Origin of the sequence: Caulobacter segnis (assembly GCF_023935105.1) — a bacterium.
Lineage (GTDB): Bacteria > Pseudomonadota > Alphaproteobacteria > Caulobacterales > Caulobacteraceae > Caulobacter > Caulobacter segnis_B.
The window spans coordinates 5,089,930-5,105,129 of the sequence record NZ_CP096040.1 but is presented as its reverse complement, the minus strand read 5'-3'; the positions used below and the strand labels follow the sequence as shown (position 1 = coordinate 5,105,129).

Sequence of the window (15,200 nt, the reverse complement as noted above, 5' to 3'; positions counted from 1 at the left end):
CGAGCAAATGGGGAGAAGTGAACGATGAAGAAGTTCCATAAGTCCGTCTTGGCTGCATCCGCCAGCGCCCTGGCCGTCTTGATCGCCGCGCCGGCCCTGGCGCAGGACAACACCGCCGTCGATGAAGTGGTCGTCACCGGTATCCGCGCCTCGCTGCTGCAATCCATCGAATCCAAGCGCCGCGCCGACGCCATCGTCGATGTCGTCACCGCCGAGGACGTTGGCAAGTTCCCGAGCACCAACGTCGCCGAAGCCCTGACCATCGTCCCCGGCGTCACCGTCGATCGCGCCTTCGGTCAAGGCGAGAAGGTCAGCATTCTGGGCACCGACCCCGCGCTGAACCGCACCCTGCTCAACGGCCAGACCGTCGCTTCGGCCGACTGGTTCATCCTCGACTCTCCCGGCCGCACCTTCAACTACGCCCTTCTGGCCCCACAGATCGTCGGCAAGGTCGACGTCTACAAGTCGCCCGAAGCGCGCATCGACGAAGGCAGCATCGGCGGCACCGTCATCGTCAACACCCGCAAGCCTCTGGACCTCAAGTCGGGCCTGATCGCCGGCGCGGTAAGCTATCTGTACAACGATCGCTCCAAGAAGGGCGACGCCCAGGGTTCGCTGCTGGTCAGCTGGAAGAACGCCGACCAGACCTTCGGCGCCAGCTTCTCGGTCCAGCGGGCCGAGGACCAACTGCGCCGGGACGGCGTCGAGAGCTACGGCACCATCGCCGCCAACCAGTGGGCCGGCGGCAATCCCGACAATCCGGTCGACTCGCGGACCCGCGGCTGCACCGGCTCGTGCGCCACGACCCTGACCAACAACCTGACCGCCCGCAGCCCGAACGCCTTCGGCGCCTCGTACTTCGAGCAGGATCGCGTCCGCACCACCTACACCACGGCCCTTCAGTACAAGCCGACCGAGGCGCTCTCGTTCGAGTTCAACTGGATGAAGATCAAGGCCGACTACGATAACACCAACCAGTCGATGTATGCCTTCCAGGGCAACACCTGGAACAGCTTGGGCGCCCTGACCGACCTGACCGTCAAGGATGGCGTGGTCACCAAGGCCTCGTTCAACAACGCGCTGAGCGTGCTGGACGTGCAGTATCGCGAAGCCGAGCTGAACTCCGACACCTATCACCTGAAGGGCCAGTACAAGGGCGACGGCTGGGACCTGAACGGCGAGATCGGCAAGTCCACCGCCGACGGCGGCACCAAGCGTCAGGTGTTCCTCGAGTTCCTGAACTGGGCCAACTACACCGTCGACATCAGCGGCGCGCCCAAGAGCCCGGGCAGCCTGACCTACACGACCAACGTGATGGGCAACCCGGCCGCCTTCGCGACCGATCCGGGCTGGAGCGGCAACCTGGTCTCCAAGCCGACCTCCGACGAGGAGAAATACGCACAGATCGACCTGGGCAAGGACTTCGACGGCGTCATCCAGCGCATCCAGGTCGGCTACAAGCGTCGTGAGCACGAGACCGGTCAGCAATATGCCGGCATCGCCATCACCGGCGTCGCCGCCCCGGCCTCGCTGTTTAGCGCCACCCAGGTCCCCGGCAACTATCTGAAGGGCTTCGACGGCGTCGGCGACCAGATGAAGAACCGCTTCCGGATCAGCGGCCAGTCGATGGTCGACTACGTCCAGAGCGGCAAGTGGCTGCCGGCGGGCGGGGCCATGCCCAAGCCCTCGATCTTCGCCGCCGCCGAGTTCACGGCCGGCAACTGGAACATCCAGGAGAACATCGACGCCGCCTACGCCCAGGCCAATTTCAAGGCCGACAACATCCGCGGTAACTTCGGCGTCCGCTACGTGAAGACCTCGGTCAACAGCGCCGGCTACGTCTGCAAGCCCGGCGCGGCCTGCAACGCCGCGGCCGACTGGACCTGGCAGGTGACCAAGAAGAGCTACGACAACGTCCTGCCCAGCGTGAACGTCATCGTCGACGCCCGCGAGGACCTGGTGTTCCGCTTCGCGGCCGCCCAGGTGATCGCCAGGCCCAACTACGCCGACATGACCAACTACTTCTGGCTGTCGGACGGCATCCTGACCGGCGGCGGCGGCAATCCGAACCTGGAGCCCTACAAGTCCAGCAACGTCAACGCGTCGGCCGAATGGTACTTCCAGCCCCAGGCCATCCTGTCGGCGGAAGTGTTCTACAAGGACATCTCCAACTACATCCTGCAGCGCACGCAGCCGGAATCGTACTTCAACCAGTCGCAGGGCAAGGTTACGACCTACCAGATCAGCCGTCCGTTCAACGCGGGCTCGGCCGAGGTCAAGGGTCTGGCGGTCGCCTATCAGCAGAACTTCGCCCACGGCTTCGGCCTGCTGGCCAACTACACCTATGCCGACGCCTCGGGCCAAGGCGGCGCGCCGCTGCCCTACAGCTCGAAGAATCAGGTCAATCTCAGCCCCTTCTACGAAATGGGCCCGTTCTCGGCCCGGGCGACCTTCACCTGGCGCTCGAAGTACTTCACCGGCGTCGACCGCGGCGACGACATGTTCGTCCGGGCGTCCAAGACCCTGGACGCCACCGTCGGCTACGCCGTGACCAAGAACATTACGGCGTCGGTCTCGGGCCAGAACCTGCTGGACAGCGAGTACTACGCCTACGCCAACACCACCTCGCTGCCGCGCGGCGTTTACCGCACCGGCCGCAAGCTGCAGGCGACGCTGAACGTCAGCTTCTGACGCTCGGCCGGCGGAGGCTTCGGCGTGATCCGAAGCCTCTCGCCACGCCGCGATTGATCCGATCCCTCCTGACTGCAAGCATGGAGCTGGGGCGGGGCAGCTGGCTGTCCCGCCCGCTTTTTGCCGCCTATTCTTCCGTGAGGCCGCGTGACCAAGACTCGCACTATCGCCGTCTCGGCGTTCGCCTTCGCCCTGGGTGTCGGGGCTTCCGCGCTCGCGACCGGCGCCCTGGCCGACAGCCTCACCATCACGCCCGCGCCGGCCAGGGCGGTCGTCGCCGAGGGGACTTTCAAGCTTTCCGCCGCCACCCGCATCGTCGTGACCAAGGGCGACGTCGAGGCCAGGGGCGTGGCCCTGCAACTGGCCGACCTGATCCGGCGCTCGCGCGGCTTTCGGCCCGCGGTGATCGAGGGCGGCCCGGCCGTCGGATCGATCGTCCTGACCCGCGAGGGGCCGGCGGGCGAGGCCTACAAGCTCGACATCGGTCCCGGCGGCGTGACCATCGCCGCCGCCCAGCGCGCTGGCCTTTTCTACGGCGCTATGTCGCTGTGGCAGCTGGCGACGCCCGACGTGGCCAAGGGCCCGGTGGCCGTTCCCGCCGCCGCGATCGAGGACGCGCCGCGCTTCGCCTGGCGCGGCCTGATGGTCGACAGCGCCCGCCACGTCCAGTCGCTCGACACGCTGAAGGCGGTGATCGACGCCATGGCGGCGCACAAGCTGAACACCTTCCACTGGCACCTGGTCGACGACCAGGGCTGGCGGCTGGAGATCAAGAAGTATCCCAAGCTGACCGAAGTGGCCGGCTGGCGGCATGATCCGGGCGCGGCCGCGCGCTATCCGAAGTACGGCGGCTTCTACACTCAGGACCAGGCCCGCGAGCTCGTCGCCTATGCCGCCGCGCGCAACATCACCATCGTCCCCGAGATCGAGACGCCAGGCCACGCCCTGGCGCCGATCGTGGCCTATCCCGCGCTGGGCACGGCCGCCCCCGACGCCAGCAAGATGGGCGATTGGGGCGTCTTCCCCTGGCTCTACAACACCGACGACGCGACCTTCGCCTTTCTCGACGACGTGCTCTCCGAGGTGATGGACATCTTCCCGTCGCCCTTCATCCACGTGGGCGGCGACGAGGCGGTCAAGGACCAGTGGAAGGCCAGCCCGAAGATCCAGGCCAAGATCAAGGAGCTGGGACTCAAGGACGAGCATGAACTGCAGAGTTGGTTCATCCAGCGGGTCGGCCAGTCGCTCGCCAAGCGTGGTCGCCGCCTGATCGGTTGGGACGAGATCCTGGAAGGCGGCCTGGCCCCCAACGCCACGGTGATGTCATGGCGTGGGATCGACGGCGCCATCGCCGCCGCCAAGGCCGGCCACGACACGGTGCTGTCGCCGCATCCGACGCTCTATCTCGACAACCGCCAGAGCCTGTCGCCCGACGAGCCCACCGGCCGGGGCCGGGTGATCAGCCTCAAGGACGTCTACGCCTTCGATCCCGCGCCGGCCCAGCTGAGCGTCGACGAGCGCAAACACATCCTCGGCGTCCAGGCCAATGTCTGGACCGAGCACATGCAGACCGACGCGCGGATGCAGCGCATGGCCTTCCCGCGCGCCATCGCCCTGGCCGAGCGGGCCTGGACGCCGGAAGCGGACGTCAGCTGGGACGACTTCGCTCGCCGCCTGCCCGCCCAGATGGCTCGGCTGAAGGTGCTGGGCGTCACGCCCAACACCGTGCCGTTCGAGCCCGACCCGCGCATGGCCGAGGGGGAGGGCGGCCAGATCACGCTGGCGCTGACCGCGCCGCTGGGCGTAGGCGAGGTGCGCTACACCACCGACGGCAAGGTTCCGACGGCGGCCTCGCCCGCCTATGCGGGCCCCCTGGCATTGGCGGCGGGAACGACGGTCAAGGCCCGCTCCTTCGTCGACGGCCAGGCCCTGGGCCGCGAGAAGACGGTGACGATCGATCCGGTCGCGCTCCAGACCCGCACCAGCGGCCAGCTGAAGCGCTGCACCAGCCATGTGCCGCTGCTGATGATCGACGACGCGCCAGCCGCCTTCGACAAGCGGGCGATGTTCGACGTCGACATCTTCAATCCGTGCTGGATCTGGGAGGGCGTCGACCTGTCCAAGGGGGCGCGGATCACCGCTCGGATCGGCCAGATCCCGTTCAACTTCCAGGTCGGCAAGGATCGCGACGGCATCAAGCTGAACCCGCCCGCCACGCCGGGCGGCGAGCTGGAGGTGCGCCTGGGCTGCGCGGGCGAGCGCGTCGCCGCCATCCCGCTAGGCGACTCGGCGAAAAATCCGGCCCTGTCGACGGTGAGCGGCCGCTTGCCCGCCCGAGCGGGTAAGGTCGATCTTTGCCTGAGCTTCACGAACAAGAGTCTCGATCCCTTCTGGGTCCTGGATCGCGTGACCGTGAAGCCCGCGCCCTGATCTTCAAAGAAGAGTAGCCGCCTTGCCCAACCTCGTTCTCCGCTCGCCGCTGCAGGGCTGGGTAGCGCCGTTGGATGAGACGCCGGACGCGGTGTTCGCCGAGCGGATGCTGGGGGACGGGCTGGCGATCGATCCTTTGGGCTCGACCTTGCATGCGCCGTGCGACGCGGTGGTGACGAGCGTGCACCGGGCGCGGCACGCGGTGGCCCTGCGGGCGGCCAACGGGGCCGAGATCCTGATGCATGTGGGGCTGGAGACGGTGGCGCTGGACGGCGAGGGCTTCTCGGTGTTCGTCGCCGAAGGCCAGAGCGTGAAGGCCGGCGAGCCGCTGCTGGGCTTTGATCTGGACCTGCTGGCGCAGCGGGCCAAGAGCCTGATCACGCCGGTGGTCATCACCAATCTGGACGCCTTCTCGATCGTGCGCCGCGACCAGGACCGGGCCGTGGGCGTGGGCGACTTCCTGATGGCGCTGTCGCCGGTCGGCGAGACGGCGGCTGTCACTTCCGCTCCCGCCCTTGAAATCTCCCGCGAGGTGATCGTGCCGCTGGCGCACGGGATCCATGCGCGGCCGGCGGCGCGGATCGCCGAGACGGCGCGGGGCTTTACGGCCGAGACGGCGCTGAGCGTGGCCGGCCGCCGGGCCAGCGCCAAGAGCCCGGTGGGGCTGATGGCCCTGGCCATCCGCCATGGCGACGCGATCCAGGTGGTGGCTTCGGGTTCCGACGCCGAGGCGGCGATGGCCGCCATCGCCGGCCTGATCGAGAGCGGCATGGGCGAGGGCGCGCCGGTGGCGGCGAAGGCCGCCACGCCAGTCGTGGCGGAGGCGCCTGTGGCGCCCGCCGAGCTGCCCCGCGACGGGGTGCTGAAGGGCGTGCTGGCCGCGCCGGGGCTGTCGATCGGCAAGGCGGTGCGGCTGGCGTCGTCAGACATCGCCGTGCGCGAGGCCGGCGAGGGCGTGGGCCACGAGGAAGCGGCGCTGACCGCCGCCATCGCCAAGGTCCGGGCCAGGATCGAACACAACGCCCTGACCGGCGACAAGGCCCGCAAGGCGATCCTGGGCGCGCACCTGGCGTTCCTGGAAGACCCTGAACTGTTCGCCGGGGCGCGCCGGCTGATCGGCGCGGGCAAGAGCGCCGGCTTTGCCTGGCGCGCGGCGGTCGGTGGCTATGTCGAGGCCCTGCGGGGGCTGGGCGATCGCCGCCTGGCCGAGCGGGTCGACGACCTGATCGACCTGGAGCGCCAGGTGCTGCGAGCGCTTCTTGTTTTGGAGGGGGCGGGCGAAGAGGACGACACCACCGTCCTGGCGCCGGGCTCGATCCTGCTGGCCGACGAGCTCCTGCCTTCGCAGCTGATGGGCGTCGACCCCGGCGTCGTCGCCGGCTTCGCCACCGCCCGCGGCGGCCCGACCTCGCACGTGGCCATCCTGGCCGCGGCCATGGGCATTCCGGCCCTGGTGGCGCTGGGCGGGGCGGTCTTGAGCGTCGAGGACGGCGCGGCCCTGATCCTGGACGCCGATGGCGGGGCTCTGCGGGTGGCCCCCGACGCCCCGGCCCTGGCGGCGGCCCAGACCCAGCTGGCTCATCGCCAGGCGCGCAAGACTCAGGCGCAAGCCGCCGCCCATGATCCGGCCGTGACGAAGGACGGGGCCCGCATCGAGGTGTTCGCCAACACCGGCGCGGTCAAGGACGCGGTGGCCGCCGTCGAGAACGGGGCGGAAGGCTGCGGCCTGCTGCGCACCGAGTTCCTGTTCCTGGACCGCGAGACCCCGCCCGACGAGGACGAGCAGGCCCGCCAGTACCAGGCCATCGCCGACGCGCTTGCCGGCCGGCCGCTGATCATCCGCACGCTCGATGTCGGCGGCGACAAGGCCGCGCCCTACCTGCCGATCCCGGCCGAGGAGAACCCGGCCCTGGGCCTGCGCGGCGTGCGCGTCAGCCTGTGGCGGCCGCATCTCCTGAAGACCCAGCTGCGCGCCATCCTGCGCGTCCAGCCTTTCGGCCAGTGCAAGATCATGGTCCCGATGATCGGGAGCCTGGACGAGCTGCGCGCCGTGCGCGCGGTGCTCGACGAGGCCCAGCGCGAGCTGGGATCACCGAGCGCGTCGCGCTGGGGGTGATGATCGAGACCCCGGCCGCGGCCGTCACCGCCGACCTGATCGCCGCCGAGGCCGACTTCCTGTCGATCGGCACCAACGACCTGACCCAGTACGTCCTGGCCATGGACCGGGGCAATCCGGAACTGGCCGCGCGGATCGACGCCCTGCATCCGGCCGTGCTGCGGATGATCGACCTGACCTGCCGCGGGGCCGAAAAGCACGGCCGCTGGGTCGGGGTGTGCGGCGGCCTGGCCTCGGACCTGGCCGCCACCGCCATCCTGCTGGGCCTGGGCGTCACCGAGCTGTCGACCACGGCCAGCATCGCGCCGGAGGTCAAGGCCCGGGTCCGCGAACTCGACCTGGCCGCCTGCCGCGACCTGGCCCGCCAGGCGCTGAACCAGACGTCCCCCGAGGCCGTGCGCGACCTCGCCAAAGCTTTCGGAAGCTAAGCCCCATGAAGCTTCAGATGAAGTCTCCGCTCGAAATCCTCCAGCCGCTGGGCCGGGCCCTGATGCTGCCGATCGCGGTGCTGCCGGTGGCGGGCCTGCTGCTGCGCCTGGGCCAGCCGGACCTCCTGGACATCGGCTTCATCGCCGCGGCCGGCGATGCGATCTTCTCCAACCTGGGTCTCCTCTTCGCCATCGGCGTGGCCGTGGGCCTGGCGCGCGAGAACAACGGCGCGGCCGGCCTGGCCGGCGTCGTCTGCTTCCTGATCGCCAGCGAAGGGGCCAAGGCCCTGCTGCACGTGCCGGCCGAGGTCACCGCCCATCTCGTCAAGGACCACGCCGACCTGGCGGGCGCGGCCTACAAGGCCAAGGCGCTGGCCAAGCTCAGCGTGCCGATCGGCATCCTGTCGGGGGTGATCGCCGGGCTGTTCTACAACCGCTTCTCCGGCTTCAAGCTGCCCGAGTACCTGGCCTTCTTCAGCGGCCGGCGCTTCGTGCCGATCGTCTCGGGCCTGGCGGGCCTTGTCATGGCCGTGCTGATCGGCTGGGGCTATGACGGCATCAACGGCGGCGTCGACGCGGCCAGCCGCGCCATCGTCGGCTCGGGCGAGCTGGGCCTTCTGGTCTACGGCTTCCTCAACCGCATCCTGATCGTCACCGGCCTGCACCACATCCTCAACAACATCGCCTGGTTCGTGGTGGGCGACTTCCACGGCGCCACCGGCGATCTGCGCCGCTTCTTCGCGGGCGATCCCGCCGCCGGCGGGTTCATGAGCGGCTTCTTCCCGGTGATGATGTTCGGCCTGCCGGCCGCGTGCCTGGCCATGTACCACACCGCCAAGCCGGAAAAGCGCAAGGCCGTCGGCGGCATGCTGGTCTCCCTGGCCCTGACCTCGTTCCTGACCGGGGTGACCGAGCCGATCGAGTTCTCGTTCATGTTCCTGGCCCCGGCGCTCTACGCCGTGCACGCGGTGCTGACCGGGGTGTCGATGGCCCTGATGAACGCCCTGTCCGTCAAGCTGGGCTTCACCTTCTCGGCGGGGCTGTTCGACTATGTGCTCAACTTTGGCAAGGCCACCCGTCCGCTGTGGCTGCTGCCGATCGGGGCGGTCTATGCGGCGGTCTATTACGGCCTCTTCCGGGTCTTCATCACCCGCTTCGACCTGAAGACCCCCGGCCGCGAGGACGACGACGTCGTCGCGCCGCAAGCGGTGGCCACCGGCGGCGGGCGCGGGGCCGACTTCGTCCAGGCCCTGGGCGGGGCGGCCAACCTCGTCAGCGTCGACGCCTGCACCACCCGCCTGCGCCTGATCGTCACCGACCAGGGCGCGGTGAGCGAACCGGCGCTCAAGGCCCTGGGCGCGCGCGGCGTCGTCAAGCCCTCCGACAAGGCGCTGCAGGTGGTGCTGGGCCCCATCGCCGACGCCGTCGCCGGCGAGATCCGCGCGGCCATGGGCGTCACGCCGGCCCCGGCGGCCAGGCCCGCCGCCACCTCGGTCGTCATGCCGGTCAAGCCCGCGCCGTCCATCCTGCCCACAGTCGAGGACGACCAAAAGGCCCAGGCCCTGGTCTCCGCCCTCGGCGGCCCGGCCAACCTGCGCCAGGTGGGGACCTGCTCCAGCCGCCTGCGCATCGTCGTCGCCGACCCCGCCACCGTCGACGAACCCGCCCTCCACGCCGCCGGCCTGCGCGGCCTCGTCCGCGTCGGCGACCACGCCCTCCACATCGTCCTGGGCCCCAGCGCCGAACGCGTCGCCGAAGCCATCAAGGGGATCGGGTAGGGCGGTTCGGGTCCAAAGGTCGCAGGCGCGACGGAGGCGGACTAACCCGCCCTTCATGTTTTCGCGCGACCCCTATGGCTTGACGCCCCGGATCCGAGGCGAAGACAGAAAGTCTGGAATGGCCGTAGACATCGCCGAGGACGAGATCGCGATCCTGCGCGCCCGCCTCGACCACATGACCCGGCTGGCCACGGCCCAGGCGGGGATGTTTCAGACCGCTTTCCAGCACGCGCCGATCGGCATGGCCCTGGTCGGAGCGGATGGCCGGCTGGTCGAGGTCAACGACGCCTTGCGCGACCTCATCGGCTATCCGGCCGAGGACGGCCGCGCGCCGGATCTCCAGGCCATCGCCCATCCCGACGATGTCGAGCGGGTTCGCGATATCTTCGACCGACTGATCGCCGGCCCGCCGATCGACCGGCTGCGCTGGCGCGCTCGCCATGGGCGCACCGGCGCGTGGACCTGGCTGGAATCGACCCCCGTCCTGATGCGCGACCCGCTCTCGGGCGCACCGACGGGCTATCTGGACGTCCTGCGCGACGTCCCCGTCCAGCAGGCGAGGGAGCACATCCAGGTCTCGCCGGCCGCTGGAGCGCGCATCTCCGTCCCCGTCCAGGCCGAACCGGAGAGCGACGCCGGCGAGGCGGCGCGTCGGTATCTGGTGGAGTCGATGGGCGCGACCGCCGTCCGCTCGCTGCTGGCCATCCTGGTGGCCCAGCTGGACAGCTGCTTTGGCCAGACCGACGTTCGGACCGTGCGCGAGGACGCTCACGCCCTGGCCGGCTCGTCAGGCATGATGGGCTTTCTGGAGCTGTCCAGGACCTGCCGGGCTCTGGAAGCCGCCATCGACACGGGCGCCGATCACCAGGCGGCCCTGGCTGTGACGCGCGGCCTCGTCGCGCGGACCATCGGGGTCGCCCGACGTTGGGAGGCGGAACTCGCCGCCTTCGCCGAGGCCTCACCGCCACGGCAAATGCTGCACTGAGGACATGCCGCATTAAGGGCGGTCGACGCCCGCGGCTTTACACATGTCTTGAGGGATGGTGGCGGAGAGGGTGGGCACTCGGAAGCTCGAAAAACGCTATAAAACATAGCCTTAATGAACGTTTCCAGAAATTTCTATCCCACAAATCGTCCCGCAAATCCATGAATTTCAGCCTTTTTGGGCGACTTTTGTGGCTCATTGAATTCATAGATGAAGACCAACGACAGTCTGAACAGCGATGAGAGCCGCAGCTATGTAAACTGCTATCAAGGACCCGCCTTTTTGCTCGGGCTGCGCGCCGATCTCGACGCGGGGCGGCTGACGACCCGGCAAATCCAGCTCTATTCCCTGCTCGGGCGCGAGGTCGAGCGCATCACCCGCTGCATGGATCTGGCGCCCGACAGCGGGACGGCGCAGGCGCTCTGGGCGCAGGGCGCTCATCTGATCCGCACCTTTCTCGACGAGCATTTCCCTCAGGCAAGCCGGCATTGATCGGCGCCGCTCAGCCGCCGGCTTTGCATTGCGCAAGCAGGAGACGGTATCCGACCTTCGTCATCCATCGCGCCCGGGCAAGATGGCTCTCCCAGCAGCGCCGCGCCCCTTGCGGATCGCCGATAGGGTCGCGGTGCAGCGACAGCCGCGCCGCTTCGCGCCAGTCCGCGCCGTCGCGCTCGGCGTCGAGGACGAAAACATCGCGTCACTTGGGCGGCAGGGCGAGCAACATCTGCGCGGAAGACGCCGCTTCGTCTTGCATGCTGGGCGTTGGCAGGCGGGTCAGGGCCCGGTCGTCGAGGGCGACAGCGACCTCGCGCTGCGCCTTTCGCCGGCGGTTGGAGGTACGCCGCAAGAACCCTTAACGTTCGTTGGGCGTCTCGCGCGCTGGCGCGCGCAACCGCGCTCTACGGCACCGGCTACGCCGGACGCCGCCGAGCCCGCTTCGCGATCTCGGCCCGTTCGAGTGACGATCGCGTGACGCACGCGGTCGAACCATAGGCCGATAGCTGGCGCTCGTTCGCCGCACGCGATGCTTGTTGACCGAATGGCGATCGAGCATCTCAGGGTTGGGGAGCGGAAAAGCGAAGGTCTGCGACAAGCCCTGGTCGGGGATGGCGAGGACGCAGTACGAGGCCGATATTCAGGCGGCGAGTGATCGAGCGTACGATGGCTAGGCCTAAGCCCGCGCCGGTCGATGCGTGGCCTGCGGCGCCCCGGCTGAAGGGGGTGAATAGGCTCCGCAGCTCGTCTTCGCTCATGCCTCGGCCATGATCCCAGATCACGACCCTTGGTCCGTCGCCGTCGGGCGCGGCGAGGATGATTACCTTGCCGGCGCCATAGGCGCAGGCGTTGAAGACGAGGTTGCGCAGAACCTCGCCGACCAGCACCGAGTTGCCGCGCGCGAGCCCCAGGTCGGCGGGCAGGCGCGCCAGGACCTCGACCTCGGGAAAGGCGCGGACGGCCTCGATCTGGATCGTCGTCAGCAGAGCGGCGAGATCGGCCTCGCCATCTGCCGCGGCGGCTTCGGAGCGGGCCAGGGCCAGGAATTGCGACAGCACCTGGCGCAAGTTGGCCGCGGCGTTGCGCGAGTCACCCAGTAGCGCCTTGTCGCGGGGCGACGCCGCCGAGCGTTCCAGCAGGGCCAGGTTGGCGACAATGACCGACAGGGGCGTGCGCAGCTGGTGCGAGGCGTCGGCCGAGAAGCGCTCTAGCGCCCGGGTGAAGCGTTCCAGGCTGCCCATCATGTGGTTGAAGGCGCCGACCACCGGCGTCAGCTCGGTGGGGGCGTCCGCGGCATCGATCGGCGTCAGATCGGGGCGCGAGGCTTGGGCCCGCGTCGTCAGCTCGGTGGTCAGGCGGCGCAGCGGCGCCAGGCCCCAGCCGACCGCGGGTACGACCAGGGCGGCGGCGGTGGCGACCAGCAGCACCGGCAGCCCGATCAGGTTGAACAGCAGCTCGCGTACGCTGGCGCGGCGGGAGTCGAGGCTCTGGGCCACGGCCACCACGACCGGGTCCTCCACCCCGGGGACCATCACCGTCGACTGGACGATGCGGACGGTATAGCCGCGCATTCTGGCGTAGGCGAAGTTGGTCTCGTTCGGCGAGGGGGCGGGGAGGCGCGGCAGGTCGTCATAGCCCGTGACCAGTCGTGGGCCCTGGCGCACGGCATAGAACACCGCGTCGCGCTCGGGACTGTCCAGCAGTCCCAGGGCCCAAGGCGGCAGGGCGACTTGCGCCTGGCCGTCCCGGGCGCCGATCTGGGCGACGATCGAGGCGGCCGAGCCGGCCAACAGGCGGTCGGAGGACTTTTCAACCACGGCTCGCGCGGCCAGGGCGCCGGCCACGGTCAGGGCCGCCGCCAGCAGGGCCAACGGCACGATCTGGGCCAGCAGCAGTCGGCCGACCAGGCTGGAGCGGCGCGTTTCGCGGCTCACGGGTCGAGCCGGTAGCCCACGCCACGCAGCGTGCTCAGGCGAGGGCCGTCCGGGGTCAGCTTGCGCCGCAGCCGACCGACATGGATGTCCAGCGCGTTGGGGGAGGGCGAATCCTCGTCGGGAAACACCTCGGCGGCCAGCCGGTCGCGCTCGACGACGCGGCCCGAGCGGGTGGCCAGGGCTTTCAAGACGGCCCACTCGCGCGGGCGCAGGTCCAGGCGCCGGTCGCCGATCCAGGCCGAGCCGGCCTCCCAATCGCAGGCCAGGGCGCCGACATGCGCCGTTCGCGCCGCGTAGCCGCCCTTGCGCCGCGCCACCGCGCGGACCCGGGCGACCAGCTCGAACGGGTCGAAAGGCTTCAGCACATAGTCGTCGGCGCCCATATCCAGGCCCGCGATCCGATCGCGTACGGCGTCGCGCGCGGTCAGCATGACGATCGGGGTGGGAAACCCTTCGCGTCGCAGTCGGCTCAGGATCTCGAAGCCGTCAATGTCGGGCAGGCCGATGTCCAGGATCACGGCGTCGAAATCCGCGCCGGCGGCCAGGGCCAGGGCGAGCGCGGTCTCGCCGGTTTCGGCGCAGACGGGCTGGTGGCCTTCGCTTTCCAGAGTCGCGGTCAGCGAACGCCGGAGCGGCGGATCATCCTCGACAACGAGTATCTTCATCGGGGATGTAGACGCTGCAGCACATGCATGGAGGGCCGCCATCCCACGCCGATTGCCAAGCGAGGTCAAGAGACGGGGTCTCCTAGCCGCTTTGGGCGCGGTCGTCCTGGCGAGTCTGGCCGGCTGTGCGCCCGGCGCGCCGGGGCAGGCGACGCGGGGCTCGGACGTCCGGACGGCCGCGCGCGAGGGTGAGGTCGTCGTCTATATCAACAACGACGTCCACCAGGCGCTGATCGAGGACTTCGAGCGGCGCTTTCCGAAGGTGAAGCTGCGATTCGTCGTCCTGACCTCGCGCGATATGCAGGCCCGGGTGATCGAGGAGGCCAGGAACGGCAAGCCGGTGGCCGACGTCGTCTGGACCTCGGCCATGGACACCCAGGTCAAGCTGATCAACGACGGCTACGCCCAGACCTATGACAGCCCCGAGGCCAAGAATTTGCCAGCCTGGGCGCGGTGGCGCGACCAGGGCTTCGGCATGACCAGCGAGCCGATTGTCTTCGTCTACAACAAGCGGCTGCTGAAGGATGGCGAGGTCCCACGCAGCCACGCCGCCCTGTTGGCCGCGCTGCGCGCCGATCCCCAGCGCTGGCGCGGCAAGGTGGCGCTGTACGACCCCGAGCGCAGCGGCATGGGGTTCTTCTACCTGTCGAGCAACACCCAGACCTATCCGGACGGCTGGGCCCTGTACGATGCGATCGCGGCGACGGGCGCGCCGACCTATGTGCCTGGCAAGCCGATGCTGGACCGCGTGGCTTCCGGCGAGCACTGGCTGGCCTTCGACATGAACGGGTCCTACGCCGACTGGTATGTGCGCCACCACGGTTCCGACGTCGGCTATGTCGTGCCGGAGGACTATCACCTGTCGATCTCGCGGGTGGCCTTCATCACGCGATTGGCGCGGCATCCCGGCGCGGCGCGGGTGTTCTTGGACTACCTGATGTCGGAGAGCGGGCAGCGGCGCCTGCTGGAAGTTCGCCTCACGCCGGTCCGCCCTGGCCTGGGCGCGGCGCCGTCGGCGGGTGGTCGGCCCGTTCGCGTCGGCCCCGCGCTGCTGGCCAATTTCGACCAGGGGCGACGCGCCGAACTCCTGGCGCGATGGCGGCGTGGCGCGGTCGGACAATGATATTTGCACAATTAACGTGCGTTATCTGATTATATTTCAATCGCATTGCGCCGCGCCGAAGCCTGGGCTTCTTTTCTGAGGAACAGCGCCCCGCGCACCAATCTGTCACCGACCTGTCACGAGCCGAAAAGGGTCCGAGCTCGCGCCGACGAGCGTCCTACCGCGCGTTGAGTTCGTGGTCATAATTTTCTCCGTGATGGACCATTTCGGATATTTCTACCGAACTTGGCCGCTTTGACGGGACCGGAAGAACCCTTCGTACTGCCCTGGCTCTCGCGGAAGAGATCGGGTTTCGGCCCGACGCCGAAGGCGCAACCGCCCCGGAAACGCTCAGGCAACAGGGACCGCAGAGCACTAGGACGCTGGAAAGCAGGACCGCTCCAATAGCGAGCGGCCTCGCCGAAGGAGCAAGGGCGCGACCGCGCCTGAATCTCTCAGGCCCAAGGACAGCGGGGGCAGAGGAACCGCCTGGCGGAGCCGTGGGACCACCCACGCGAAGCGACCAGATGCGACCGAACAAGCGGCCGCGCGGGAGAGGGCGACTGTCGACTGCTG

8 protein-coding genes, 1 pseudogene and 2 riboswitches are annotated in these 15,200 nt (G+C 69.1%); of the genes and pseudogenes, 7 read left to right on the top strand and 2 right to left on the bottom strand.

Features of this window, described 5'->3' with window-relative positions:
- Positions 1 to 24 precede the first annotated feature (24 nt).
- The 6 genes and pseudogenes from MZV50_RS23685 (at position 25) to MZV50_RS23660 (ending at position 10,920) form a co-directional block, all read left to right on the top strand.
- Positions 25 to 2,691, top strand: a complete 2,667-nt coding sequence (locus MZV50_RS23685; protein ID WP_252631785.1) for a TonB-dependent receptor — start codon at positions 25 to 27, stop codon at positions 2,689 to 2,691.
- A 147-nt stretch (positions 2,692 to 2,838) separates the two neighbouring features.
- Entirely contained in the window at positions 2,839 to 5,121 is a 2,283-nt protein-coding gene (locus tag MZV50_RS23680) for a family 20 glycosylhydrolase (RefSeq protein WP_436792190.1), read from the top strand.
- 22 nt (positions 5,122 to 5,143) lie between these two features.
- Positions 5,144 to 7,665: pseudogene (gene ptsP / locus MZV50_RS23675) on the top strand (phosphoenolpyruvate--protein phosphotransferase).
- A 17-nt stretch (positions 7,666 to 7,682) separates the two neighbouring features.
- The gene (gene nagE / locus MZV50_RS23670; RefSeq protein ID WP_252631784.1) at positions 7,683 to 9,443 is read left to right on the top strand and encodes an N-acetylglucosamine-specific PTS transporter subunit IIBC; all 1,761 of its coding nucleotides are present in this window, start codon (positions 7,683 to 7,685) and stop codon (positions 9,441 to 9,443) included.
- A 118-nt stretch (positions 9,444 to 9,561) separates the two neighbouring features.
- A complete protein-coding gene (locus tag MZV50_RS23665; RefSeq protein ID WP_252631783.1) occupies positions 9,562 to 10,428 on the top strand; it encodes an Hpt domain-containing protein in 867 nt (288 codons plus the stop codon).
- Between the two features lie 210 nt (positions 10,429 to 10,638).
- Positions 10,639 to 10,920 (top strand): hypothetical protein, encoded by a 282-nt coding sequence (locus MZV50_RS23660; RefSeq protein WP_252631782.1) that lies wholly within the window; start codon positions 10,639 to 10,641, stop codon positions 10,918 to 10,920.
- A 563-nt stretch (positions 10,921 to 11,483) separates the two neighbouring features.
- On the opposite strand, the gene MZV50_RS23655 is transcribed toward MZV50_RS23660, so the two are convergent.
- Both MZV50_RS23655 and MZV50_RS23650 read right to left on the bottom strand, forming a co-directional pair.
- Positions 11,484 to 12,857, bottom strand: coding sequence for a sensor histidine kinase (locus MZV50_RS23655; protein ID WP_252631781.1), 1,374 nt, complete (start codon positions 12,855 to 12,857; stop codon positions 11,484 to 11,486).
- Positions 12,854 to 13,522 (bottom strand): response regulator transcription factor, encoded by a 669-nt coding sequence (locus MZV50_RS23650; RefSeq protein WP_252631780.1) that lies wholly within the window; start codon positions 13,520 to 13,522, stop codon positions 12,854 to 12,856. The genes MZV50_RS23655 and MZV50_RS23650 overlap by 4 nt, the downstream gene beginning before the upstream one ends.
- 91 nt (positions 13,523 to 13,613) lie before the next feature.
- Between MZV50_RS23650 and MZV50_RS23645 the strand changes: the two genes are divergently transcribed.
- Complete coding sequence (locus MZV50_RS23645; protein ID WP_252631779.1) at positions 13,614 to 14,645, top strand: ABC transporter substrate-binding protein; 1,032 nt, start codon at positions 13,614 to 13,616, stop codon at positions 14,643 to 14,645.
- Positions 14,646 to 14,911: 266 nt separating this feature from the next.
- A riboswitch (glycine riboswitch) is annotated at positions 14,912 to 15,002 on the top strand.
- Between the two features lie 3 nt (positions 15,003 to 15,005).
- A riboswitch (glycine riboswitch) is annotated at positions 15,006 to 15,097 on the top strand.
- Positions 15,098 to 15,200: the final 103 nt, after the last annotated feature.

Coding starts and splice junctions, on each gene's coding strand:
- nagE (WP_252631784.1), top strand. CDS start 7,683: ATGAAGTCTCCGCTCGAAATCCTCCAGCCGCTGGGCCGGGCCCTGATG.
- MZV50_RS23650 (WP_252631780.1), bottom strand. CDS start 13,522: ATGAAGATACTCGTTGTCGAGGATGATCCGCCGCTCCGGCGTTCGCTG.
- MZV50_RS23665 (WP_252631783.1), top strand. CDS start 9,562: ATGGCCGTAGACATCGCCGAGGACGAGATCGCGATCCTGCGCGCCCGC.
- MZV50_RS23660 (WP_252631782.1), top strand. CDS start 10,639: ATGAAGACCAACGACAGTCTGAACAGCGATGAGAGCCGCAGCTATGTA.
- MZV50_RS23685 (WP_252631785.1), top strand. CDS start 25: ATGAAGAAGTTCCATAAGTCCGTCTTGGCTGCATCCGCCAGCGCCCTG.